The organism is Chitiniphilus purpureus (assembly GCF_025642115.1).
GTDB classification, from domain to species: Bacteria; Pseudomonadota; Gammaproteobacteria; order Burkholderiales; family Chitinibacteraceae; genus Chitiniphilus; species Chitiniphilus purpureus.
On the sequence record NZ_CP106753.1, the window covers coordinates 3,177,493 to 3,202,706 of the forward strand.

At 64.6% G+C, this 25,214-nt stretch carries 20 protein-coding genes; 7 read left to right on the top strand and 13 right to left on the bottom strand.

All coding sequences use genetic code 11. The features are described from left to right. Positions 1 to 19 precede the first annotated feature (19 nt). The 10 genes from tssH to N8I74_RS14765 all read right to left on the bottom strand — a co-directional run bounded on the left by tssH (position 20) and on the right by N8I74_RS14765 (position 14,914). Positions 20 to 2,662 (bottom strand): type VI secretion system ATPase TssH, encoded by a 2,643-nt coding sequence (tssH, locus tag N8I74_RS14720; RefSeq protein WP_263123863.1) that lies wholly within the window; start codon positions 2,660 to 2,662, stop codon positions 20 to 22. Between the two features lie 91 nt (positions 2,663 to 2,753). Next, positions 2,754 to 3,800 (bottom strand): type VI secretion system baseplate subunit TssG, encoded by a 1,047-nt coding sequence (gene tssG, locus N8I74_RS14725; protein ID WP_263123864.1) that lies wholly within the window; start codon positions 3,798 to 3,800, stop codon positions 2,754 to 2,756. Continuing rightward, positions 3,764 to 5,626, bottom strand: coding sequence for a type VI secretion system baseplate subunit TssF (tssF, locus tag N8I74_RS14730; protein ID WP_263123866.1), 1,863 nt, complete (start codon positions 5,624 to 5,626; stop codon positions 3,764 to 3,766). Before tssF ends, tssG begins: the two co-directional genes overlap by 37 nt. A 479-nt stretch (positions 5,627 to 6,105) precedes the next feature. Beyond that, on the bottom strand, positions 6,106 to 6,552 hold the full coding sequence (locus tag N8I74_RS14735) for an OmpA family protein (protein ID WP_263123867.1): 447 nt from the start codon (positions 6,550 to 6,552) through the stop codon (positions 6,106 to 6,108). Between the two features lie 71 nt (positions 6,553 to 6,623). Next, a complete protein-coding gene (locus tag N8I74_RS14740) occupies positions 6,624 to 7,121 on the bottom strand; it encodes an Hcp family type VI secretion system effector (RefSeq protein WP_263123868.1) in 498 nt (165 codons plus the stop codon). 51 nt (positions 7,122 to 7,172) lie between these two features. Continuing rightward, positions 7,173 to 8,654, bottom strand: a complete 1,482-nt coding sequence (tssC, locus tag N8I74_RS14745; RefSeq protein ID WP_263123869.1) for a type VI secretion system contractile sheath large subunit — start codon at positions 8,652 to 8,654, stop codon at positions 7,173 to 7,175. Between the two features lie 3 nt (positions 8,655 to 8,657). Then, positions 8,658 to 9,167: a type VI secretion system contractile sheath small subunit gene (gene tssB / locus N8I74_RS14750; protein WP_263123870.1), complete on the bottom strand. Its 510-nt coding sequence runs from the start codon at positions 9,165 to 9,167 to the stop codon at positions 8,658 to 8,660. A gap of 52 nt (positions 9,168 to 9,219) precedes the next feature. Beyond that, positions 9,220 to 10,239 carry a type VI secretion system-associated protein TagF gene (tagF, locus tag N8I74_RS14755; RefSeq protein WP_263123871.1) on the bottom strand — a complete coding sequence of 340 codons (1,020 nt, stop codon included), beginning with the start codon at positions 10,237 to 10,239 and terminating at the stop codon, positions 9,220 to 9,222. A gap of 15 nt (positions 10,240 to 10,254) precedes the next feature. Further along, a complete protein-coding gene (tssM, locus tag N8I74_RS14760; protein ID WP_263123872.1) occupies positions 10,255 to 14,055 on the bottom strand; it encodes a type VI secretion system membrane subunit TssM in 3,801 nt (1,266 codons plus the stop codon). Positions 14,056 to 14,092: 37 nt separating this feature from the next. After that, positions 14,093 to 14,914 (bottom strand): M15 family metallopeptidase, encoded by an 822-nt coding sequence (locus N8I74_RS14765; protein WP_263123873.1) that lies wholly within the window; start codon positions 14,912 to 14,914, stop codon positions 14,093 to 14,095. A gap of 153 nt (positions 14,915 to 15,067) precedes the next feature. Here N8I74_RS14765 and tssJ point away from each other — a divergent pair, with 153 nt between their 5' ends. Genes tssJ through tssE form a run of 4 tightly spaced genes read left to right on the top strand, consistent with a single transcriptional unit; the run spans position 15,068 to position 18,252 of the window. Then, positions 15,068 to 15,634, top strand: coding sequence for a type VI secretion system lipoprotein TssJ (gene tssJ, locus N8I74_RS14770; protein WP_263123874.1), 567 nt, complete (start codon positions 15,068 to 15,070; stop codon positions 15,632 to 15,634). A 53-nt stretch (positions 15,635 to 15,687) separates the two neighbouring features. Further along, positions 15,688 to 17,037, top strand: a complete 1,350-nt coding sequence (gene tssK / locus N8I74_RS14775; RefSeq protein WP_263123875.1) for a type VI secretion system baseplate subunit TssK — start codon at positions 15,688 to 15,690, stop codon at positions 17,035 to 17,037. A gap of 25 nt (positions 17,038 to 17,062) precedes the next feature. Continuing rightward, entirely contained in the window at positions 17,063 to 17,761 is a 699-nt protein-coding gene (icmH, locus tag N8I74_RS14780; RefSeq protein WP_263123876.1) for a type IVB secretion system protein IcmH/DotU, read from the top strand. 5 nt (positions 17,762 to 17,766) lie between these two features. After that, entirely contained in the window at positions 17,767 to 18,252 is a 486-nt protein-coding gene (gene tssE, locus N8I74_RS14785) for a type VI secretion system baseplate subunit TssE (RefSeq protein ID WP_263123877.1), read from the top strand. A 219-nt stretch (positions 18,253 to 18,471) separates the two neighbouring features. Here the strand turns inward: tssE and N8I74_RS14790 are convergent, their stop codons facing one another. Together N8I74_RS14790 and N8I74_RS14795 are read right to left on the bottom strand one after the other, a co-directional pair. After that, entirely contained in the window at positions 18,472 to 18,951 is a 480-nt protein-coding gene (locus tag N8I74_RS14790) for an FKBP-type peptidyl-prolyl cis-trans isomerase (protein WP_263123878.1), read from the bottom strand. A 5-nt stretch (positions 18,952 to 18,956) separates the two neighbouring features. Continuing rightward, positions 18,957 to 19,424, bottom strand: a complete 468-nt coding sequence (locus tag N8I74_RS14795; protein WP_263123879.1) for a peroxiredoxin — start codon at positions 19,422 to 19,424, stop codon at positions 18,957 to 18,959. Between the two features lie 97 nt (positions 19,425 to 19,521). Here N8I74_RS14795 and N8I74_RS14800 point away from each other — a divergent pair, with 97 nt between their 5' ends. Together N8I74_RS14800 and N8I74_RS14805 are read left to right on the top strand one after the other, a co-directional pair. Further along, a complete protein-coding gene (locus N8I74_RS14800) occupies positions 19,522 to 20,643 on the top strand; it encodes a cupin domain-containing protein (RefSeq protein ID WP_263123880.1) in 1,122 nt (373 codons plus the stop codon). Next, on the top strand, positions 20,615 to 21,097 hold the full coding sequence (locus N8I74_RS14805) for a DUF7931 domain-containing protein (RefSeq protein WP_263123881.1): 483 nt from the start codon (positions 20,615 to 20,617) through the stop codon (positions 21,095 to 21,097). Before N8I74_RS14800 ends, N8I74_RS14805 begins: the two co-directional genes overlap by 29 nt. Before the next feature lie 222 nt (positions 21,098 to 21,319). On the opposite strand, the gene trhP is transcribed toward N8I74_RS14805, so the two are convergent. Beyond that, the gene (gene trhP / locus N8I74_RS14810; protein WP_263123882.1) at positions 21,320 to 22,672 is read right to left on the bottom strand and encodes a prephenate-dependent tRNA uridine(34) hydroxylase TrhP; all 1,353 of its coding nucleotides are present in this window, start codon (positions 22,670 to 22,672) and stop codon (positions 21,320 to 21,322) included. A gap of 516 nt (positions 22,673 to 23,188) precedes the next feature. Here trhP and N8I74_RS14815 point away from each other — a divergent pair. Next, positions 23,189 to 25,201: an NADPH-dependent 2,4-dienoyl-CoA reductase gene (locus N8I74_RS14815; RefSeq protein WP_263123883.1), complete on the top strand. Its 2,013-nt coding sequence runs from the start codon at positions 23,189 to 23,191 to the stop codon at positions 25,199 to 25,201. The last annotated feature ends 13 nt before the right edge of the window (positions 25,202 to 25,214 follow it).

Consider the following 25,214-nt stretch of genomic DNA (forward strand, 5'->3'; position numbering starts at 1 on the left):
CCCCGGGGCCTGCACTCCCTCAGCTGAGCTTCACCTTCAGGTCGTCCCCCTTCACCGTCACGGCGATCTTCTTGACCAGCTTGCCGAGCGCCATCCGTTCCAGCAGCTCGGCCGAAATGCGCGCCAGCACGGTGCGGGTGAGGATGGCGTCGGCGTCGCGCGCGCCACTGTCCACGTCGTAGCAGCGGTTGACGGTCAGCTCGACCAGCTCGGCCGGGAACTCCACCTTGGCGCCATGGTTGGCTTCGATGCGGCGCTGGATCTTGGCAAGCTTGAGCGCCACGATGCGCTTGAGCACCTCGTCGCTCACCGGAAAGTAAGGCACGATGGTCAGACGGCCGAGAAAGGCCGGCTTGAACACCTTCTGCAGCGTGGGGCGCAGGATCTCGACCAGGTCTTCCGGGGTCGGATCGCGGCTTTCTTCGCCCTCAAACGGTGTCACGCCATGCTCGACCGCACGCATCACCAGATCGGTGCCGGCGTTGGAAGTCAGCAGGATGATGGTGTTCTTGAAGTCGACCTCGCGGCCTTCGCTGTCTTCGAGCACCCCCTTGTCGAACACCTGGAAGAACAGCTCCAGCACGTCCGGATGCGCCTTTTCCACCTCGTCGAGCAGCACCACCGAGTACGGCTTGCGGCGTACCGCCTCGGTCAGCACACCGCCTTCGCCGTAGCCGACGTAGCCCGGCGGCGAGCCCTTCAAGCCGGAGACGCTGTGCGACTCCTGGTATTCGCTCATGTTGATGGTGATGAGATTGCGCTCGCCGCCGTACAGCGCTTCGGCCAACGCGATGGCGGTCTCGGTCTTGCCGACGCCAGAGGGCCCCACCAGCATGAATACGCCCTTGGGCTTGCCCGGATCCTCCAGGTTGGCCTTGGCGATCTGCACCCGCTCGGCGATCTGCGCCAGCGCATGCTCCTGACCGATCACGCGTTCGCCGAGCAGCCTGGCAAGCTGCTGCACCTGCTGCAACTCATTGCTGACCATGCGTCCCAGCGGGATGCCGGTCCAGCCGCTGATCACATCGGCGATCACGTTCTCGTCCACGCATTCGAACGCCAGCGGCAAGGTTTTCTGCAGCGCACGCAGCTCGTTGCGCTTGGCCTGCAGCGGGCTCACCTTCCTGCCCTTGGCGGGCTTGGCATCGCCGCCGGCCGTATCGCTCTTGAGCGCATCGATCTCGGCCACCAGCTTGTTCTGCTCATCCCACGCGGCATGCAGGCGGGCCAGATCGGTCTCCAGCTCGGCACGCCTGGCCTGCAGCTCGGCGATGCGCTCGGCGTGGCCTTCCTCGCGCGCCAGCGCCGCCAGCTCGCGATCGATGTTGCCGATCAGCGCTTGCACATCTTCCAAGGGGCCCGGGCGGCCAGCGCGCGACAGCGCCACGCGGGCGCAGGCGGTATCGAGCACGCTGATCGCCTTGTCGGGCAATTGGCGGCCGGCGATGTAGCGGCTGGACAGATGCACCGCGGCATGGACTGCCTCGTTGAGGATGTCGACCTTGTGGTGCACCGCCATGGCCTCAGCCACGCCACGCACCATCTGTACCGCGACCTCGGGTGCCGGCTCCTCGACCTTGACCACCTGGAAGCGCCGCGCGAGCGCGGCATCCTTCTCGAAATACTTCTTGTACTCGGCCCAGGTGGTGGCGGCGATGGTGCGCAGCTCGCCGCGCGCCAGTGCCGGCTTGAGCAGGTTGGCCGCGTCGTTCTGCCCCGCCTGCCCGCCTGCGCCGATCATGGTGTGCGCCTCATCGATGAACAGGATGATGGGCGTCGGGCTGGCCTTCACCTCGTCGATCACCTGACGCAGCCGGTTCTCGAATTCGCCCTTGACGCTGGCACCCGCCTGCAACAGGCCCAGGTCCAGCGTGCGCAGCGTGATGCCCACGAGCGCCGGTGGCACCTCGCCGTTGACGATCTTGAGTGCCAGCCCTTCCACCACCGCCGTCTTGCCCACCCCCGGCTCGCCGGTCAGGATGGGGTTGTTCTGGCGCCGGCGCAGCAGGATGTCGATCATCTGCCGGATCTCGCCGTCGCGCCCCAGCACCGGGTCGATCCTGCCGGCGCGTGCCTGCGCCGTCAGATCGACGGTGTATTTGTCAAGGCCCGGCGAGCCACGGCGCGTGCCGGGGGCGATCGCCGGGGCCGGCTCGTCCGGCTGCACCGCGCTGGTCCCCGCCCCGCCCTCGCCGCCGTGCTGGCGCAACGCGCCATACCCTTCGCGCAGCTTGCCCGCATCGATCCTGAGCAGCAGCGGTGCCGATTGCTGCAGCGTATTGCGCAGCGCATCGTCGCTCAGCAGCGCCAGCAGCAGGTCCAGGCTGGAGATGTCGTCCTCGATGCACTCGGCGCCAGCGATCAGCCAGGCACGCTCCAGCCATCGGGGCAGCCAGGTGGAGAGCACCGGATTGCGCGAATTGCCGGTCCGGAACCCGTCCAGCGCCTGATCAAGCTCGCGCTCCAGCCGCGCGGTATCGGTCGCGCAGGCACGCAGCGCCGCGCCGAAGGCATTGTCGCTCTGGTCGATCAACGCCAGCAGCACGTGTTCGATCTCCACTTCGTAGTGGGTGCGCGCCAGCGCACGATTGGCGGCCTCTTCGACGGCCCGGCGCGCGGTCGGGGTCAGCCGGCCGACCAGAGCCTTGAGCGGGGTGGACATATTGGGTATTCCTGAGCGTTGGAGTTGTTTTGGGGTCCGGTCAATCACAGCAACCGGGCGCCGCACCGGGTGACGCGACGCCCGGCATGGCTCATTGCAGCAGCCGGTAGCACATCTGGTCCGGATGCGCGGCGGGCGGCGTGCTGTTGAGCCAGACATTGCCGCCCAGCAACAGCGGCTGTCCAGGCTCGAGGCGCGGCTTGGGCACATCGCGTTTGTCGAGCACCAACGTCACGTCGCACGCCAGGCCATGCCCGACCATGAACTGCATCAGCGCATCCAGCGCATCGGCACCGGGCTTGCCGGGCAGCAGATTGTCGAAATGCCTGCGGCGCATCGGTCCCAGGCGCAACTGCATCTTGGTCTGCCTGTCCCAGATCCGTTCGCCGGCAAAGGCCGACAGGCCCAGCTCGCAGGCACCGGCGCCCAGCCTGGTCTGCTCCTGCGGCGGCACGTCGATCCATTGCCCGACGAACTGTGCAAGCTCGGTACGCACTCCGAAGAAACCCTCGATCAGCGTCACCATCGCCTGGGCGGACAGCGGCTTCTGCGACAGCAAGCCGGCGTAGTGGATGAACAGCGTCTCGTCGATCCCCGCGGTATCGTCCGCCCCCAGGCGCTCGCGCAGCCGGGCCAGTCCCAGCCCGGACAGATCGAGCAGGTAGCGGGTGAACCCGTCCTGCTCGCCGCCCTCCACCGCCAGCCAGTAGCGGTATTTGCGCCAGGCGCCGTAGAACAGCGCGACCGCGCGATGGCTGAACAGATCGAAGAAGGCATGCGCGGCCGTGTCCCGGTAGTACTGGCGGCGTTCGATCAGCAATTCGGTGTAGGGGGTGGGCAGCACCCCGCTCGGCCCGGTCAGGCCCATGAACGCGACCGTCATCTCGTCGCAGGAAGGCTCGACCTGATCGCCCGGGGTCTCGATGGGGCGGTAGCGCACCAGCTCGCTTGGCGGAAACGCGAGCGAGGCCACGGTGCGAAAGCGCAGCTTGGCGGGCAACGGCCCACGCCGCTTCTCGCCGCGCCGGTTGGCCGCGAGCGACAGCAGCCGCACCCCTTGGAAAAAGCCGTAGCAGGTGGCGTCCGCGGCAAGTTCGGCAGTCAGATCACGAGGGCTTCGCCCGAACGCGCCGGCCATACGGCGATCTCCTCGGCATGCTGCTGCGCACTCTTGACGCACAGCTTGGTGAAACTGTTGGGGGCGCAGTACAGCGCAAAGAACCGCTCCAGCACGCTGGCGAACAGGTAGACGCTGCCGCCGACGTAATAGTCCTCATCCAGCGTCAGCAGGATCTCGGTGCCACGGACGAACCCGGCAAAATCGCGGCCTGCCACCCGTGTGACCGCGGGCTTGCTGCTGATCCCGGCAATGCCCTGGATCTGGCGGTTGGTGACCGGCGAATCGGTGAAATTGTAGAGCGCCAGCATCTCCTGCAACGCCGACTTGCCGCTCTCGACGATGGACAGGTAGTTGAGCGACAGATGCGAGATCAGCCGCCATTGCAGGCCGCGGCGCTGCGGCGGCCGCAGGCTGCCGGTGGGCTTGCGCAGCAGGCGCACCCGCTTGACCACCGAATGGCCCGGAAGCATGAAATCGGTATGCAAGCCTCCCTGGCTGCCACCGAACGGGATCTGCTCGGGCAGATCGCGGTTGCTGCACAGGATCTCCAGGCTCAGCACCTCGGCCGCCGGCCGCACCGGGTTGAACGCCAGATCGACCAGATGCAGTTCGACATCGGTGCCCTTGTCATCCTGGCGCGTCGCCATCTCGCGGCTGGCATGCCAGTAGAAACGCGGGGCATCCTCGGCGCCGCCGTGCCGGATGGCATAGAACGGCAGCACTTCCTCGCTCTGCTCATCGTTGCCGGTCTTCTCGACCCGCACCACGCGCTTGATCTGGATGACCTCGAACGCGAGCTGCTTGCGGCTATCGATCCAGACCGGATAGCTCGCACGCTGATGCGTCACGCGGATCGGCTCGCCGGCCTGGCTGAACAGGTTGACGATGGGGGTGCAACCCAGTTTGAAATGCTGTGGCCCCAGATGGTTGAGCAGCCGTTCATGCCGCTCGGTATCCGGATAGCGCCCGATCATGCATTGCAGCACCAGCCGGTTGCCCGAGAGCCGGGACGCCACCTGGCCGAGCCGTGTGAAATCGATGAACAGGAACTTGTCGGGAAAGCTGAAGTATTCGGTGAGCAGCCGATAGCCCAGGAACGAGCGCTCGTCGTATTCGAGCACGCCCTCGTCGCGGCCGAAGCCCACCGGCTGGATCATGCTGCCGGGCAGCTCGCGGGTGGCGGTCGGATCGTCGTGACCATCGCCGACACGCACGCGCAGCGTGTGCGACAGCAGGAGTTCGTACAACAGATGCATCAAGGCCGGTTCGCCGTCCAGGAACAGCCGCAGCGCATCGAGCCCGATCTGCGAGATATCGAGATCACCATGGGTCTCGAATTCGAGCGTCAGCACGGCCGCCGCATCCGGCGCCAGGCGCCGCAGGTGGGCCGAGCCGCTGGTCAGCTCCAATCTCGCACTGCTGAGCGACAACGGATACAGATCCACCGGATAACAGGTACGGAACTTGCACACCACGCCCTGGATCGCCGGCGCATGCACCGGATGATGGCGCTCGACGGTGTAGCGCTTGGCGATCTCCGGACGCTGCGGATCGCATTCGAGCTGCACGATGGTCAAGGCCGGGATCGGCCGCAGATAGTGGGGATACAGGACTTCCAGAAAACTGGAGGCGATCTCGGGGTATTCGTCGTCGATCTTGCGGTGGATCCGGGCAGCCAGGAAGGCGAATGCCTCGATCAGCCGCTCGGTGTGCGGGTCCTCGCACTGGTCGCCTTCCAACTGCAGGCGGCCGGCGATCTTCGGATAGCGACGGGCGAACTCGCCGGAGAGCTCCCGCAGATAGCCAAGCTCACGTTCGTAATAGGGAAGCAGGGATTCGAGCATGCAATCAACCAGTATCCGGTCCGCGCAATCGTCCGTCGGCAAGCATGCCTGGGCCGGTTTTGCCTGTAATCAATCGTGAAGAAAATACCTGTAAACCTGCCGGCTTTCGAGCCCGCAGCGCGCCGGCACCTGCCCCATCGTCGGCTGGAACGCCTCCCCCGCATGGCCGGCGCCTACCCCGTCGGCAGCATCACCCACGCTTGAACGCAGACAGCGCCATCGACACTGCAGCCGGCCCCACGCCTGCGGCCGCTGCAGCACAGGGCACAGCTGCCTTTTGGCATACACATGGCGCCGGTGCCGGCCCGCCTCATTCACGCAGGCGCCACCTGGGGCCTGAGGCGATGGGCAACACCCTGCCGGCAGCGTCGCGCGCACTTGCCCTTGCGCCGTCTGCGGCCGAAGGAAGTCCAGGTCATCGTCCTTCGGACGGCTCACGCGTCTTCCAGGACCGCTGCGGCGCGTTTTGTCGGCCGCGCCTATTGAAACTCCACCACCGCCGCATGGCGCGCTTCCTCGGTGGTGTAACGTATTCTGATCTTGCCCAGCGCAACCCCTGCGCTGACCAACTCGTTGCGCACCGCGGTGGCGCGTGCGATCGCCGCGTCCTTGGCATTGCCGACCTCGGAGCGGTCGCAATAGCCGCGTATCGAAAGCGTCGAGGCCGCCTTGGCCTTGTCCACCAATGCCGCGACCCGGGCCTTTTCGGCATCGGACAGCGTGACGCTCATCTTTTCGAACATGAAGGTATTCGGGTCGGCAACCTTGGACGACGCGGCCGCAGCAGGCTTGCTCGTGCCGGCGTCGGCGGGCGGTTGCTTGAGCACCCATTTGCTTTCTTCTTTCGGGGGCGAGGTGGTTTGTTTCTGGGGTTGGGCACAACCGACCACAAGCGCCACGCCCAGCAAGCCGATCACGGTACGCATGCTGATCCTCCTCATTTAGAAAAAAGAAAGCCGACCCACCCTGGCAAGAGTGGGTCGGGCAGAGTACCAGTTTAGGCGATGGTCTTGTTCGCGGTCAGGTCCCAGCCTGCGCTCACATTGCCGCCGCCAGCGCCGTCTTCGCGCTTCTGCTGCGTGTACGTCCACTTGATCTTGCCATAGCTGAACGACACCGCCTCCGACGGGAAACCCTCGTCGTTCGACGCACCGCCCGGCACCACCTTCGATACCAGCACCTGCTCCAGCTTCACTTCCAGGTACTTCACCTTGTCGCCGCCCGCACGGCACAGCTCCAGCGTCACTTCCTTGATGTGCTTGCCCGTGCAGCATGCCTCGTACAGCTTCGGGCTCGCCTTGTCGATCAGGTGCACGATGTCGAACGTGCTGTGGTTCACCCGCTCCGCCGTCGCGCCGCCTGCCGAGCTTGCCGTCGCCGAGGCCGGTTGTTCCAGCTTGTGCGCGAAGGATTTGATCTCGATCCAGTCCTTGTGCTTGTCATCCGTGCTCTCGCCCGGAATCCCGTCAATCTTGAGGAAGGCGTCAAATGCCATTGTTGTTCTCCAATTTGTAAGAGAGTGATGAAACTACTGCTGTTTCGGCACCTAGCGGGCGGACTTGGGCAGTTCGGCCACCAGGCGCAACGAAATGGTGAGTTCGTCCAGCTGGAAATGCGGGCGCAGGAAGGCAGCGGCACGATAGACGCCGGGCTTGCCTGCCACCTCGGTCACGTCCACCCGGGCTTCACGCAGCGGATACTTCGACTTGGCCTCCTGCGATGCCGAATCGTCGAGCAGCACATACTGGGCAAGCCAGGTATTGAGAAAGTCCTGCACGTTCTGGCGCGAAGCGAAGCTGCCGATCTTGTCGCGCATGATGGACTTCATGTAGTGCGCGATCCGCGATACGGCAAAGATATAGGGCAGCTGCGTGGACAGGCGCGCGTTGGCATTGGCGGCGTCGGTGTTGTAGCTCTTGGCCTTCTGCGCCGACTGGCCGCTGAAGAACGCGGCGTAGTCGGTGTTCTTGCAATGCACGAGCGAGATGAACCCCAGGTCGGACAGCAGCTTCTCGGAGCGGTCGGTGATGGCGACCTCGGTCGGACACTTGAGCGCCACTTCGCCGTCGTCGGTCTTGAAGGTATGCGTTGGCAACCCTTCGACCAGACCCCCACCCTCGACGCCGCGGATCGCGGCAAGCCAGCCGAACTGGGCAAAGGCGTCGGTCAGGCGGGCCCCGTAGGCATAGGCGGCGTTGGTCCAGAGATACTTGTCGTGGTTGGTGCCGTCGACGTTCTCCTCGAAATTGAACTCCTCGACCGGCAGCGTCTCGGCGCCGTAAGGCAGCCGGCCAAGCATATGCGGCAGCACCAGGCCGACATAGCGCGAATCCTCCGACTCGCGGAACGACTTCCACTTGGCGTATTCGACGGTGTCGAAGATCTTGGCCAGATCGCGCGGCTTGCCGATGTCGGCAAAGCTCTCCAGGCCGAACAGGCCCGGCGCCGCGGCACTGATCAGCGGCGCATGCGCAGCAGCGGCGACGTGCGACAGCTCTTCCAGCAGATAGAAGTCTTCGGGATGGCGGGTGAATTCGAAGTCGCCGATGAGGCCGGCGTACGGCGCGCCGCCGAAGGTGCCGTACTCTTCCTCGTAGATCTTCTTGAACAGCGCGCTTTGGTCGAACTCGGGCGAGGTCTTGAAATCCTTGACCAGGTCCTTCTTCGACACGTTCAGCACCTTGACCTTGAGCATGGTGCTGGTTTCCGATTCATTCACCAGATACTTGAGCCCGCGCCAGGATGCCTCGAGCTTCTGGAAGTCAGCCTGGTGCATGATCTCGTTGAGCTGGCCGGAGATCAGCGCGTCGATCTGGGCGATGCGGGCATCGATGCTGGCGGCCAGATCCTTGGATACCGTGACCGTGCCGGCGAGCACCTGGTCGACCAGCTCGCCGATCAGATCGCGGGTATGGCTCTTTTCCGCCTCACTGGTGGCGACCCGGCTCTGATCGATGATGTCGTCAAGCAGACTGGCTGCCGCCGGCTCGGAGGCGGCGGCGGACTGGGTGAGTTGTTCGGCGCTCATCGCTCACTCCTCCCCTTTCTCGGTCTGGCCCTGGCTGATCTCGCGCAGCTTCTCGGTATCGCGCACCACGTCGTCCAGCAGTTCTTCGAGCTTGTCGTTGGCCACCATCTTGTTGCGCAGGTCCGACAGGCGCTGCCGGGCCTCGAGCAGCTGACGCAGCGGATCGACCTGCTTGACGACGTTCTGCGGCTCGAAATCCGCCAGCTCGTTGAAATTGAGCTCGACCGACAGCTGGCCGCCATCGTCCTTGAGCTTGTTGTCGACGCGCAGCGCCAGCCGCGGCGCCATGCCCTTGAGGACTTCGTCGAAATTGTCCCGGTCGATCTGCACGAACTTGCGTTCCTTCAGCTTGGGCAGCGGTTCCTTGCTATGGCCGGAGTAGTCGCCCAGTACGCCCATCACGAAGGGCAGCTCCTTGGTCTCGATCGCATCGCCGACCTCGACGTCGTACGTGATCTGCACACGCGGCGGACGGACGCGCGACAATTTCTTCTGGGTGCTCTCTTTTGCCATGGCAAGCCTCGATCAAATCGACTGTGAGTGAAAAGTACCGCTTTCCTGGATATCAGGCAATACTTGAAGTAAGTTTTTCTAAAATCTGTCGTAAGGACTGCAAATTCAGGGCCGGGTCGGCCAATTGCCGGCCCAGGATATACGACGCTTCGGCATAGGCCTGGTGATGCATCCATGGCGCGTCGTCGTCCACCACATTGACTACGGTCGTCGGCTCCGGCGCCAATCCCCACAACATGCCAAGAAACCGTTCGGGGAAGCACTCGGGCGCAAGCGCAAGATAGCGCCGCCCTTCCCGCTGCAGCGTCAGGCAATGCGGCACGCGCGCATGTCCCTTTGCAGCGGCGCGGTGCAGCGCCAGCCATGTGGCCAGCCCGAGGATATCCTCCCCGGGCTGCTGCAGCAGCGGCAGCAGGATCGCCTGGCGCGGTACGCTGCCGACGTAGCGGCGCAACAGTTCTCCATAGAAGAGGAATGCCAGCAGATGCGCATCCAGCCCCCCCAGTCCCAGCGCGGTCAATTCGGTCTGCAGACGTGCAGCGGGGGTCTGCTGAAAGTAACGCTCCAGCACATTGCCCGCCAGCTCCACATCGGCATTGGCACGATTACTTTGCGTCAGCTGATCGTCAAGGAATTGCCGACAGGCGAGCATTTCCACCGAACTGTCGACTGCAGCGGCCAGCTGGTCGCGTAAGCCCGCGAAGAACAGCTCGTTGGCGATCGCCAGTTCGGCCAGATGAGACGAGACCGCCGCAGCGGGCAGGATGGCACCGGCCACCAGCGGGTACAGCCGGCCGGCTTCATCGCGACTGGGCTGCAGCACCCCGAAAAAGGCCCAGCGGCCGTCGCTGGAGGTGAAATGGAAATCGCTGGCAGCTGCGGCCAGATACCTCGCTTCCTGCCATTCGGGCTGCTGCTGGCTCCAGGTCAGGCTCTTGGCAAGCAGGTGGTCGAACTCCTGGGCCACGGGATGCGTGGCGTTGATGCGGACGAAGTCGGCGCGGCGCGGCAGTTTGCCGAAGACCGCGTATTGGGCAGTGATATCGCCTGTGCGCACAAAACTGATGGGCATGATGGTTCCGCGTGGTTACTGGGTGATGCGCTCAGGCAGCCCCAACCGGCGCAGCCCCGAGAGCTGCAACGGATTGACGCCGCTGACCATGCGGAAATTCACCCTGACCGCGTCCGACTCCTGGTTCCCGCTCTTCATCCGCCATTCCAGCTGCCCGGCGTTCATTTCCGAATCGTTGACCCGCGCCTGGCCCAGGAGGCGCATGAAACCCATGCGCCCGGGCTGGTTGGCCACCACGGTGCTGACGCCGTTGAACGCCACCACCTGGATGCGCGCGCCCTGGCTGCCCGTCGTCCCCGGCCAGGAGAATGCCTGCCAGGGCTGTGGGCCGTTGCGGTAACGCAAGGTCTGGCCATCGATCTCGACCGTGATCTCCGACAACCCCGGCGTGGGCACCGGCTGCAGCTCGAAGCGGGAGTTGTCACTGCCCTCCTGCAGCAGATTGCCGCCCAGCGCCGACAGCCGCCCGGCCCCGGCAAGGAAGGCCGGGTTGAAGCGTACGCCCTGGTTGCCCCAGGTGCGCGGCACCAACTGGCCGCCACGCTTGAGCACCAGCCCGTTGAGATACTTGTCGATGAACTTGTCCAGCGTGCCGTCGTTGGGTTTGACGAAGCGGGCGATCTCGGAGAGCGGCGCTTCATTCTGGGCATCGCTGAACGGATATTTGCTCGCCAACGTACGCCACTGGCCGTAGACCTCACGCTGCCAGGCAAGGTTGAGATCCTGCTCCACCGGCGGCATCAGCGCCGCATAGGATTGCAGCAGCGGGCGCACCAGCAGCGGCCGCAACATCTCCTTGGAGGCGGCGTCAGCGGAGCCCAGCATGTTGTTGTCCACGTAAAGCAGGGTATCGGCGAACTCCGAGCCGCTTCCCCCGAGCGTGGCCTGCATCAGCTGGCGCGACGCCGTGGCCGGATCGTCGTTGCCCGCCAGTTGCGACAGCTTGGCCTTGAGTTTGGCCAGCTGCTCCAGGTAGCCGGCCATCAACGGCGACTCCTGGCTGTTGGAACCCGCCACCGCGGCAAGCACCGCGAACTGCTGGCCCAGCTGCCCGTACTGCCCCTGGGCCGCCGCCGGCGCATCGCCGCCCTTGAAGATCTCGGCGGTCTTGTCGATTACCGATTTCTTGGCGTTCTCCAGCTTCTTGTGCAATTCGGACGGATTGTCCCAGGCGGTCTCGTAGGCGGCACGCAGCAGCACCAGCTTGATCGGCGAATTCTGCCGGTCCGCAAGGCGCGCGGTGGCCTCGGCGGCCTGGGCAAGATTGGCCTGCTCGGCGATGGCGACCCCCTGCAGGAACTTCCTCCATGCCTCGGCATAGTCGGCCCGGTACAGGGCTTCGAGTTCCTGGCGGTTCTTGTCGACATCGGCCCCCTTGCCAAGGTTGTCCTGGATCGAGGATGCCAGCACCCAGTCGTCACTCTTGATCTCGCCACGACTGGCCTCGACGATGGCTTCGCCCAGGTACTTCTCCCAGGCTTCGCGGGTAAAGGCACCGGGCACCATGGCACTGCCGGCGATGATGTTGCCGTCGCGCCCACCCAGGATGCGCGCCACCGACAATGGCGCGAAGCGGGTATTGGCGCGCGCCTTCAGCTCGTTGTAGACCCGCTCCTTGGCCGACAGGCGCGTCAGCGAACCGCGCAACGTGTCGCGCGCACCGGCCACCACGTGCTCCTTGTTGTCGATCAGCGGCAGGTCGGGCGCTTTGAGCTGCGAGATGTAGAAGGCCACCAGGCGCTCGGCCAGCACGTTGATCTCCTCGATGCTGTGCGCGCCGCGGTGCTGCTCCAGCCAAGGCCGCCAGTAGCGCGGCAACTGGTCGGACAGATGGGCCTGCTCCATCCGCTGCTGCTGGTTCAGCATCAGATAGGTCTTGAGCGCGTTGTAACCGGCGTCAAGCGTCTGCGGCGCCGCCTTGGGCGGCTCGGGCTGCAGCGCCTGCGTCATCTGCCGCACCGCCGGCTGCGCCCGGCGCAGGCCGGCCGCGTATCCCACCCGCATGAAGCCGCCGGTATCGGCACGTGACAGCGGGATCACCGGCAATCCGCTGTCGGGGCGACGCGGGCGTGACGGCGTACGGGAACGCGCCGCGCCGTCGTCCGACTCGCCCGTGTCAGCAGCGGGGGGCGCCGGGCGCTCCTGCCCGGGACCCGCCTGCGCCAGCTGCACCAGTGCCGCCTCCAGGTTGGCCTTGACCGGATCGAGCATGACCAGCCGGACCCCTTCGAAATATTGCTTGCGCAGCGATTGCTCGAGCTTGTCCCCTTGATAGAGCCCCATGCCGATCTGCCACGGATGGCCTTCGGTGCGGTAGTGCTGCAGGTCCTCAAGGCGCTTTTGCAATAGCGCCAGGCCCTTGAGCCGCTCGTACAGCGGCCCGCTCTCGACCAGCCGGCCGGCCTGCGCGCGCTCGGCCTCGATCGCGGCGATCATCTTCTGGTTGCCGATGAACGACCAGGTGAGCGCACTCGCGACAAGTGCCAACAGCGCAAGCCCGCCCAGCATGCCCGCCAGACGCCAGCGGCTCCCGCTCGGCCTGGTCTGGCGCGAGATCAGATGCTGATCGGGGAACAGCACCTCCCGGAACAGATCGCGCAGGAAATAGCTGTACGACGCCGGCGCCTGGCGTGCGTCGAAGCCGCTGCGGCCCAGGTCGAACTGCCCGGAGACGCGCGTCGCGGCGCCGATACGCGGCACGCCTTCCTGCAATGCGCTGGAGAAATAGAAGCCACGCAACAGCGGGCGGGCGTGATACGGATCCTCCTCGTGCAGCAGCTCGACGAAATGGCAGATCGCCTCCTGGAGCGCATGGAACTCGATCGGAAACGCGAACAACGCCGCCCTGGATGCATTGCCGCGATGCGCCGCGAGCTTGTCCTCGCCCAGTTGGCGCAGGCCGCGGTACAAGGTGTCGAAATGCTGGCCGACCACGCGGCCGATATTGAAACCGGCACCCTGATCGTGGGTGAGCGTGGCCCCCCAGACCTTGTTGCGTTCATCCTCGGGCACATCCTCGAAAAACTGCGCGAAGCCGCCCAGCAGGTCGATCTTGGTGAATACGAGATAGATCGGCACCTGCAGGCCGAAGATGTCCTCGATCTCGTGGATGCGCTCGCGGATCTGGCGCGCATAGATGGCAAAGCCCTCGGACTTGTGCTGGGCAAGCTCCGGCAGGCTGATGGCGACCAGGATGCCGTTGACCGGCGCCTTGGCGCGGTGCCGCTTGAGCAGCTTGAGGAATTCGAGCCACTCGACCCGGTCCTCGGTCTGGGTGGCATAGCGGCCGGCGGTGTCGAGCAGCACGCCCTCGGTGGAGAAGAACCAGTCGCAGTTGCGGGTGCCGCCGACCCCCTGCACGCCCGCCTTGTCACTAAACGGGAAGGTGAGCCCGGATTGCAGGATGGCGCTGCTTTTGCCGGCGGCGGGGTGGCCGATGATCATGTACCAGGGCAGCTCGTACAACGCCGCATTGCCGCGCGCCTTGCCGATCTTGGAGCTCTTGAGGGTGTCGATGGCGCCCAGCAGCCGCTGCCGCAGCAGGTTGACCTCGGCGCGTTTGTCCGGGCTGGCCCCCATCACCGCATCATCGGCCTGACGCTGCAGCATCTTCTCGATCAGACCGCCGGCGCGGTTGGCCAGCATCTGGCCGACGAGCAGCGTGAGCACCCAGAGCAGCATCACACCGAAGATCCAGCCAAAGCGCGCCTCGGCGCTGACAAGCCCCATCCAGGGCCCGACGAACCAGATCAACGCGATCAGGATCAGAAAACCGATCGCCGAAGCGACCTTCGCGTTCTTCAACCACCGTTTCATTTGTTATCCAAGCCCCTAGTACCGCTACTTCGAACACTTACCTGCCGCTGGTGAGCGCGGCGATCGGCCCTTTCATTTCCACGTGCCCATAATCCTTGAACGACCAGCCTCCCCCCCACACCAGGCCGGCCGCCTGCGCCTCCTCACCCAGTGCCTGATAGGCCTCCCACGCCCATGGGTCCCGCTCCGACAGGACAATCCGGCCCTCGCGCATCGGCGCAAGGTCGGCAGCAAGGCCGTACTGGTGCTTGCTGCGACCACCGCGGGCGTTGGTCACATGCACATCACCGTCGGCCAGCGCATCCTGGCGTTCGGGGGAACGGTAGCCTTCGATCAGCACGATGGGATACCCGCGCTCCTGCATGCGTGCGATCACGGTCAGCACCAGCTGGGTGAAGCGGGGATCAAGCTTGCTCCAGTCGCGGTCGGCATAGGCAAGCGAGGGACGCTCGCTGCTCACGAAGATCGATGGCGGCAATGCCGGGGGCGGCACCAGCTTTTCGTCCTTCAAGGCCAGTTGGATATGCTGCGTGCGATCGTAAGCTTGCGGCGACAATGCACGCAATACATGGTAACCGGCCATTTGTAAGGTAACGAGGATGATCAACAGCACCACTGCAGCGGCCATCAGCAGCCAGCGTATCGCATGCCAGTTCAGCCGGCGCCGCCATGCAAGCAGCTCCGGCCACAATGGTCGACGCGGCAGCCGGGGCTGAGGAGCAGGCGTTGCGGCAGGGCGCGGCATCGGCGCAAGGGTCGCCGGCGCGCCGCCGTAGAAAAACCGCCACCCAATCCAGCCCAAACTCATCACCAGGCCAAACATGAGCAGCATCAACCACCAGAAATTCAACTCTGCCATGGCCCAGTGCAAACTTGTGGAAAGTAACCCGTCATGATCATACTTGCAGCCGGGGTACTCCGGAAACCGTTAAGAACCAGAGCGTTACACTTGCCGCAACGCGTGGGCGCTAATGTATAATATCCGCTCACAATTATCAAAAGGGAGCTGCCAATGAGGCGTAATCAACCCCTGTCGATTGTAAGAAAAATGGCCCGTAACACCCTTTTTGCAGTGCTTGGCGCCATGGTCATTACCGGGTGCGCCAGTGGCCCGAAAGAATACCCGATCAGCGGCACCGCCGACCCGATCATCAACCGTGACATCAGCGGCAAACCCCTCTCGATCGTCGTCCGCTTATATCAGCTGAAAGACAAAAACGAATTCAACCGCCTGACCTTCGATACCGCGGCCAGTGGCAAGAGCGACACGGAGCTCTTCGGCAGCGAGTTTGTCGCCCGCACCGAACTGCAACTGATTCCAGGCGCGACGCAGAACGTCACCGACCAGTTGCAACCCGAAGCCAAGTATCTGGGCGTGATCGGCTTTTTCCGTAAGCCGGATGCGCAGAACTGGCGCTTCCTGGTCGATGCTGACGCGGTGCGCAGCAAGGGGCTGGCGTTCGTGGTACAGGACTGCTACCTCAGGCTGGTGAAGCCCCAGGCCTTGCTGATCCCCGGCCAGGGCGCGGACTACAAGCCCGAGTGCATGCCGTTCAGCACCGGCAAGCCCAAGCGCTGATCACGTTCGACCGCCGGCCGATGCGCCGGCTCCTCCCTTAGGTACGTACCCGAATGCTCAAGGCCAAGCGTGTTCTGTGGGGCGAAGGCATGTTCCTTCGCCCGCAGCATTTCCAGCAACAAGCCCTGCTCAACGACAACGCGGTGGCCGAGGCACTGCTCGCGGTGCAGCGGCATGCCTGGGGCCTGCGTTCGTTCGAGCTGGATCACGCCGCGCTCAGGAACGGCCTGATCCGGGCGGACCAGCTGAGCGTGACCTTCCGCGATGGTACCCAGTTCGCCGCGCCGCAGCGCGAACCGTTGCCGCTGTCGCGCGACCTGAACGAGATTCCGCAGCTGGGCGTCGACACCATGCTCTACGCCTGCCTGCCCAACCTGAACCCCTACGGCGGCAACACCGCGAATGCCGATACGCCACCGGGCCGGCCGTCGCGCTTTCGCAACGCGCACTACGCGCTGTCCGACCTTTACACCCAATCGCTGGAAGCCGATCTCACCACCTTGGAGCTGGACCTGCGGCTGATGGTGGAAGAAGAGAACCGCGACGGCTACGACTCGGTGCCGATCGCCCGGCTGACCAAGGACGCGACCGGGCAATGGCGTGCCGCGGACGACTACCTGCCGCCTATGACCACGGTCAGTGCCAATCCGGCGCTGCCACGGATGATCCGTCGCCTGCTCGACATCCTACTGGTCAAGAGCGAATCGCTCGCCGGGGCGCACCGCGAACGCGCGAAGAATGTGATGGAGTACGGCACCACCGATATCGCTTCGTTCTGGCTGCTGCATACGGTGAACCGCAACTTCGCGCGGCTCAACCACCTGTTGCATGCCGAGCCGTTGCATCCGGAGGAGCTGTACGTGGCACTGGCCGAGTTCTGCGGCGAGCTTCTGACGTTCTCGAGCATCTACACGCTTGCCGACCTGCCTGCCTATCGCCACGAGCAGCTGGGCGACACCCTGCCCAAGCTCGACGAGCAGATCCGCGAACTGCTCGATACCGTGATCTCGGCCCGCTACGCCGTGATTCCGCTCACCTCGCCCAAGCCCTCGTTCTACATCGGCCGGTTGGAAAGCGACCGGCTGCTGGAGAATGTGGATTTCTATCTCTCGGTGCAAAGCGACCTGCCCGCCGCCCAGGTGATCGAGGCCGTGCCGTTCAAGTTCAAGGTCGGCGCGCCGGACGATGTGGAGAAGATCCTCAACTCGGCACTGCGCGGCGTCAGCCTTGCCCACGCACCGCAGACCCCATCGGCCATCCCGGTACGGGTGGGGAACCACTATTTCGCGTTGGAGCCGCGCGGCGACATCTTCCAGCGCATGCTGCAATCGCGCTCGGTATGCATCTACGTGCCGCAGACGCTCGTTTCGCTGAAAATCGAATTGATCGCGGTGTTCCGCTGAGCGGGCCGTCGCAGGGAACAGGACCATGACCGAAGCCACCGCCGAACTCACCCATCCGCTTGCCGTGGAAACGCCTGCCGCGCCCACGCTGCGCGACTTGATGGAGGATGGCATCTACCTGCTGTTCCTGTTGCGCGACGGCAATCCCCCGAATTCGTCGACCGAATTCAACCGGCGTGTCGACCTGTTCCTGCAGCAGTACGACAAGAACGCGCGCAACTTCAACAAACCCGGCGACGCGATCGAGCACGCCAAGTATGCATTCTGCGCACTGATGGACGAGATCATCCTGTCCTCCGATTTCCCAATCCGCGAGGAATGGGAGCGCATGCCGCTGCAGTTGCGGCTTTTCGGCGAGCACCTGGCTGGCGAAGGGTTCTTCGACCGTCTAGAAATGCTCCGGATGGATCCAGGCAAACACATCGAGCCGCTGGAGGTGTACTACACCGTGCTGCTGCTCGGCTTCCAGGGGCGCTATCTGCTGGAAGGCACCGAGAAGCTGGGCTATCTGATCCACCGGGTGGGGCAGGAGATCCAGCAGGTGCGTGGCGGCAAGGCGGACTTCGCACCCAACTGGAAACTGCCACACCGTTTCCAGAGCTTCGTGCGCAATGAACTGCCGCTGTGGCTGTATTTCGCGCTGTTGGCCATCGTGGCGGTGACGATCTTCATCGTCTATCGCGTGCTGCTGGGCACCCAGGTCGACCGCTTCCTCGGCGTGTAGCGGTTATGAGCCAGCTGCGGCGCCAGCCCCTGACCCAGCCTTCGATCCTCGACCGGCTGCTGGACGATGCGCCGGAAAACCAGCAGGCCCGGCAATCGTATGCCGAGCTGAATGATTTCAAGGGTGCGCTGGCGCGGGACCTCGAAGCCTTGCTCAATACCCGTATCGTCGAGCACGAGGAACTGATGGCGCCCTACCCGCTCAGCGCCAATTCGGTGATCAACTTCGGCATTCCCGATCTAAGCGGGCTGAGTCTTCTGAATCCGGATGATCGCGAACTGCTGCGCGAACGGGTGCGCCGCGCGATCGAGCACCATGAGCCGCGGCTGACGCGGGTACGGATCACGCTGGACCTGCCGCGCGAGACCGAGCGGCTGCTGCGCTTTCGTGTCGACGCCGTGCTCAAGGTCCACCCGCACCGCCCGCCGGTCTCGTTCGACGCCACGCTCCAACTCTCGTCCAACGTCTACAAGATCAAAGGCGAGCGCTAGCCAGCAACAAGGGACAGTGCGCGGGGGGCGGTTGTCGCGGCATGCATCGTTGATGCAACGGCAATCGACCACTGGGCGCCACAAGGGCAGCGCGGCGCGGTTCACCCGGGATGGCCCGGGAGAAGCCTACGCCGCGTACTGCGCCACCTGGCAATGCAGTGGTGGCATCAATGAAAACGCCCGCCTGCGGCGGGCGCGATCCATCGTGGGAAACCGGGCTCAGTGCTGATGCCCATGGGCGCCGTGCACATGGCCGTGCGAGATCTCCTCGGCCTGTGCGGCACGCACGTCTTCCACCTTGCCGACAAAGCGGACGGTCTGACCGGCAAACGGGTGGTTGGCATCCACGGTCACCTGGGTGCCTTCGATCTCGGTGACGCGGAACAGCAGCACATCGCCAGTCTCCGGATCGTCGGCCTCGAACATCATGCCGACCTCGACTTCCATCGGGAACACGCTCCTTTCCTCGACCCGTACAAGCTCCGGCTCGAATTCACCAAACGCATCTTCCGCCGTCATGGTGACATCGATGCTGTCCCCCTTGCCCTTGCCCTGCAGCGCTTCTTCCACCAGCGGCAGGATGTTGTCGTACCCGCCGTGCAGATAGGCGATCGGCTCGTCCGTCTTGTCCAAAAGTTTGCCTTCGGCGTCATACATCTGATAGTGGAGCGTAACGACAGTGTCTTTGGCGATTTGCATCGAATTTATCCCAGCGATTGAACAAGAGAGAGAATCTGCGCAGCGTGCCCCTTGGGCGCGACATGATAGAAGGCGTGGCGAATGACACCGTCCTTGCCGATGACGAAGGTCGAGCGCTCGATGCCGTATCTTACCACGCCGTTCGCCTCCCACTTTTTCAGCGCGTGGTAGCGCTCGCTCACCTCGCCCTCGGTATCGGACAGCAACTCGAACTCGATGCCCTCCTGCTCGCGGAAGACTTCGTGTGCCAGGCATTCATCCAGGCTCACCCCGAGGATCACGGTATCGTGGCGGGCGAATTCCCGCACCCGATCACTGAATTCGATGGCCTCGGCGAGGCCGCCGGGGGTGTGGTCCTTGTTGAAAAAATACAGCACCACGTGGTGCTGTCCACGGTAATCGGCCAGTTGGATCAACTCCATGGCCGATGCCGGCAGTGCGAAATCGGGTGCGACGTCTCCAGCATTCAGCATAAGGGCCCTCCTTCTTGTGGGGTGAGGTTTGCCTGCGGGCAAGCAGTGCGGGTGAGATAATCGCCATCGTCCCTGACTTGTGTTGGTTATAGCCCAGATGTCCTCTACCTTGCTTGGCGGGCTTACGCCCGCGCAGTTCCTTGCCGATTACTGGCAGAAGAAGCCGCTGCTGATCCGGCAGGCTGTCACCGATTTTCCGGAACTGATCGATCTGGCGCGTCTGAAGGCGTTGGCGCAGCGCGACGATGTGCAATCACGGCTGATCGAGTTCAAACGCGACCGCTGGCATCTGGCACACGGCCCGTTCGAGGCGCGCCGCTTCAACCGGCTGGGCGAGTGCGACTGGACCCTGCTGGTGCAGGACGTCAACCACCATATCGAGCACATCGATCGCTTGCTGCACCGCTTTGACTTCCTGCCCTATTACCGACTGGACGATCTGATGATCTCGTATGCCCCGCCCGGTGGCAGCGTCGGGCCGCACTACGATTCATACGATGTGTTCCTGCTGCAGGTGGGTGGCGCCAAGCGCTGGCAGATCTCGGCCGATGATGCGGGCAATTTCATCGAGGATGCGCCGATCCGGGTGCTCAAGTCGTTCACCAGCGAACAGGAGTGGGTGCTGGAGCACGGCGACATGCTGTATCTGCCCCCCAAGTACGCCCATTACGGCGTTGCCCTGACTGCCGGCATGACCTATAGCATCGGCTTTCGGGCCCCCACCAGCCAGGAAATCGTCGGCAGGTTCCTGGATTTCCTGCAGGACGAACTCCGCATCGAGGGCATGTATGCCGATCCGGGCCGGCAGCCGACCGCTGAACCGGGATTGATCGATGACGGCTTTGCCAGGGATATCGCGGGGATGCTGCAGCACATCCGGTGGGATGAGCAGCAGATCGCGCGTTTTGCCGGGCGCTACTTCACCGAGCCCAAGCCGCACGTCTATTTCGAACCGCCCGAGGCGCCGCTGGCGTACGAGGCATTCTGCGCCGCCGTGGCCAGCGGTGGTGTCACACTCGATCTGAAGACGCAGTTGCTGTACGACGCGGCGGGCTTTTATATCAACGGCGACGATCTTGCTGCCGCACCGCAGGCGTCTGCCGCGCTGAAGACCCTTGCCAACCGGCGCGCGTTGCCCGCGGGCGAGTATGATGAGACGGTGCTCGAAGCCCTCTACGCGTGTTACGACTATGGCTACCTTTACCCCATGCAAGTTTGAGCGGCCTGCGCAATACCAGCAGGCGCTGCTGGCGCTGATCCACAGTGCCGAGCGTGAACTGAAGCTGTTCGAGGTCGATTTCGGGATTGCGGGCATCGGCAGCCGCGCCTTTGCCGAAGCCCTGGGTGGGCGTTTTGTCGCCTGCGACAGCCTGAAGGTGACACTGCTGGCGCTGCAGCCGGAGCATATCGCCGCCCATGCGCCGCGCATTCTCGATCTGCGCGAGACCTGGAGTCACCGGTTCACCATGCTGCGCGTCAGCCAGCCGCCGCAGTTGTGGCACGCCGCATTTGCCACCGCCGATGGCGCACGCTACGTGAAACGCCACCACTTCGACTGGCCGCGCGGCGAAGCGGGCACCGACACGCGCGAGCTCGCCGGCCTCGGCCAAGTGTTCGACGAACTGCTGCAACTGGGGGAGTCTGAATTCAGCTGGCAACGGATGATGCTCTGACCGGCCCACCCGCCGCCGACCATCCTGCCGGCGCAGGCACTCCGGCTTGCAGCCTGCCCCGGCCGGAACGGGAACCCCGGGCCCAACACCCTCGTCACCCGGCAGCGCGGGCCTGCGCGAGGGAACCCGCTACAGCCTGCCGGGGCACAATGCCCCGCAACAGACCAACGCCTGCGCCCTCTCTTCTCCGCGTCCCAGCCCTATTCGGCGCGTATCGATCGGCTACGCCGGCAGCACCCGGGCGATCAGCGCATCCGCAAAACGTGCATCGAGCGGAATGGCCGCCTTGACGCCGTTGCCGGCGGCAGCGCTGACGGGCTCGCCGTCCTTGCCGCGCATCTGCTCCAGTTTGACGATCACATTGCCACTGGGGTGGATGATCTCCAGCAGGTCGCCCACTTCGAAGCGGTTCTTCACCTCGATCTCTGCCCAGCCGCCTTCGATGGCGCGTACTTCGCCCACGTATTGGCTGCGCTTGGACTTGGAGTGGCCGTCGAGGTAGTTCTGCGTATCGTGGCTGTGGTGGCGCTGGTAGAAGCCGTCGGTATAACCACGGTTGGCAAGGCCGTCGAGGTCGGCCAGCAGCGCGGGGTTGAACGGCCGGCCGGCAACGGCATCGTCGATCGCCTGGCGATAGGTCTGCGCCGTACGGGCCACGTAGTAGCGGCTCTTGGTGCGACCCTCGATCTTGAGCGAATCGACGCCGATGGCGACCAGCCGCTCGATATGCTCGATCGCACGCAGATCCTTGCTGTTCATGATGTAGGTGCCGTGCTCATCCTCCATGATCTCCATCAGCTCGCCGGGGCGTTGCGTCTCCTCGATCAGATAGCTCCGGTCGGCCAGCGGGTGGCGCACCACCTCGCCGGCGGCGGCAAAGGCGCGGTTGGCCTCATCCATGGCTTTGTTGAAGTCGAAGCGGATCACCTGTGCCTGTCCGGCCTCGTCCTCGAAGGCCTCGTGCACCTTGTAGTCCCAGCGACAGGCATTGGTACAGGTGCCCTGGTTGGGATCGCGGTGGTTGAAGTAGCCCGAAAGCAGGCAGCGGCCCGAATAGGCAATGCACAGCGCACCATGGACGAACACTTCCAATTCCATGTCCGGGCACTCGTTGCGGATCTCCTCGACCTCGTCCAGGCTCAGCTCGCGTGACAGGATCACCCGGGTGAGCCCCAGCTTCTGCCAGAACTTCACCCCGGCATGGTTGACGGTGTTGGCCTGCACCGACAGGTGGATCGGCACCTCGGGCCATTGCTCGCGCACCAGCATGATCAATCCCGGGTCGGCCATGATCAGCGCATCCGGCTTCATCTCGATCACCGGCGCCATGTCGGTGAGGTAGGTCTTCACCTTGGCGTTGTGCGGCAGGATGTTGCTGGCCACGAACAGTTTCTTGCCCCGGGCATGCGCTTCTTCGATGCCCTTCCTCAGGTTTTCGAGCTTGAAGTCGTTGTTGCGCGCCCTGAGGCTGTAACGCGGCTGACCGGCATAGACCGCATCGGCGCCGAAGTCATAGGCGGCGCGCATGCGCACGAGGTCGCCGGCGGGCAGGAGCAGTTCGGGAGATCTGGGCATCGGGCACATCCAAAAGCAACGCCCCACACGGTGCGGGGCGCTCGGCAGGCGCGATTATACATGCCCGGCGCTCAAGTTTTGGGCATGCTGGCAAAGCCGTCGGCGGATCAGCAGCTTAGTCCGCTTATCCACAGGCGTTGCACATGCTTGCTCCCATCGATTGTGAAAAAACGACCGTTCATCGCCCATTTTTACAGCGATCAAACAAAACCATTGCCGCTTCAATGGGTTGCGCGATTCATCCACAGCGCTTCAACATGGTTATCCGGCCAGATCGTGGAAAAGATGCCAGCGCCCGGGAAAGCCGTCATGAAGGCGGTGCAGATGCAGCGCTCCCATCTGCCCATATCCGGAGCAGGACCGGATCACGCCGGGCACGGCGATGGGGCCGGCGCTTGCTGGCAGCGCGAAGCCGGCTGCGTTTCAAACAGTTGCTTGCGTGCTAACCCCAATCCCGGCCCTGCAGCAAAAACGCTAAGGTAAGGAACCCGCCGCAGCCATACCGGATTCCGTGCCATGACCCGCCATCCCCATCTGTTCGCCCCTCTTGACCTGGGGTTCACCACGCTGGCGAACCGGATCCTGATGGGCTCGATGCATACCGGGCTCGAAGAAGCACCCGATGGTGGCGCACAGCTGGCGGCGTTCTACGCCGAGCGGGCGCGGGGCGGTGTGGGGCTGATCGTCACCGGCGGCGTCGCCCCCAATCCGGCCGGCCGCATCTACCCGGATGCCGCCATGCTGGCCGACGAAGGCGAACTGCCGCGACACCGCACCGTCACCGAAGCGGTCCACGCCGCCGGCGGCAGGATCGCGCTGCAGATCCTGCATGCCGGCCGCTATGCCTATCATCCGGCGGCAGTCAGTGCAAGCGCTGTCACCGCACGGATCTCGCCGTTCACGCCGCACGCGCTCAGCCAGGCCGAGATCGAGCAGACCATCGCCGATTTTGCGCGCTGCGCGCGCCTGGCCCAACTTGCCGGCTACGACGGTGTCGAAGTCATGGGCAGTGAAGGCTATCTGATCAACCAGTTCCTGGTGCGCCGCGTCAACCAGCGCGACGATGCCTGGGGCGGCTGTCTGGCACACCGTATGCGCCTGGCGGTCGAGATCGTACGGGCGATCCGCGCCGCCGTCGGCCCGCGCTTCATCCTGATCTTCCGCCTGTCGCTGCTCGATCTGGTGAAGGAGGGCGGCACCTTCGACGAGGCGGTGGCACTTGCGCAGGCGCTGGAGCGCGCAGGCGTCACACTGATCAACACCGGCATCGGCTGGCACGAAGCCAGTATTCCGACGATTGCCGCCGTAGTGCCGCGCGGTGCCTTCACATGGGTCACCGCCCAACTGAAGCCGCATGTGGGCGTGCCGCTGGTGGCGGTCAACCGGATCAACACCCCTGAGCTTGCCGAGCACATCCTGGCCAGCGGCGCGGCCGACATGGTGTCGCTGGCACGGCCGCTGCTGGCCGATCCTGAATTCGCCATCAAGGCCGCGACCGGGCGCGAGCTGGAGATCAACACCTGCATCGCCTGCAACCAGGCTTGCCTGGACCACGTATTCGAAGGCAAGCGCGCCAGCTGCCTGGTCAACCCGCGCGCCGGCCGGGAAACCGAGCTGGTGCTGCAACCGGCGGCACGTCGTTTCGAGGTCGCCGTGGTCGGTGCCGGCCCGGCCGGGCTGTCGGCGGCGCTGCACGCGGCGCAACGCGGCCACAAGGTGACGCTGTTCGAGGCCGGCGATGCCATCGGCGGGCAGTTCCGCCTCGCCAGCCGCATCCCGGGCAAGGAGGAATTCAATGAGACCCTGCGCTATTTCGAGCACCAGTTGGCCAGGCATGGTGTCACGCTGCGGCTGAACACCCGGGTCGAACCGGTCGATCTGGCGGACTTCGAGCGGGTGATCATCGCCACCGGCGTTGCGCCGCGCCTGCCGGACATTCCCGGCATCACCCATCGCAAGGCGGTGCCCTACCCGGCCGCGTTGCGCGGCGAGGTGGCGCTTGGCCGGCGGGTGGCCATCATCGGCGCAGGCGGCATCGGCGTCGATACCGCGCTGCTGTTGTCGGAGCCCGCCAATGCCATCGATCCACTTGCGCAGTACCGGCAGGACTGGGGCATCGACCCCACGCTCACCCTGCCCGGCGGACTCACCGCGCCCATGCCGGCACGGCCCGCACGTGAGCTCTGGCTGCTGCAGCGCCGCCCGGGCAAACCAGGCAGCGGGCCAGGCAAGACCACTGGCTGGATACATCGGCTGACCCTGCAATCACGCGGCGTCCACCTGCTGGGCGGCGTGCACTATCTCGGCATCGACGATGCGGGTCTAACGATCGAGGTGAACGGCCAGCAGCAGTTGCTGTCGGTGGACCATGTGGTGATTTGCGCCGGGCAGGTCTCCGTGGACACGCTGTACCACGCGCTGGCCGAACGGCGAGATCAGGTGCGCCTGATCGGCGGCGCCGAGCTGGCGCTGGAGCTTGACGCCAAGCGGGCCATCGAGGCGGGCCTGCAGGCGGCGCTGAGCCTGTAGCACCCTGCATCCT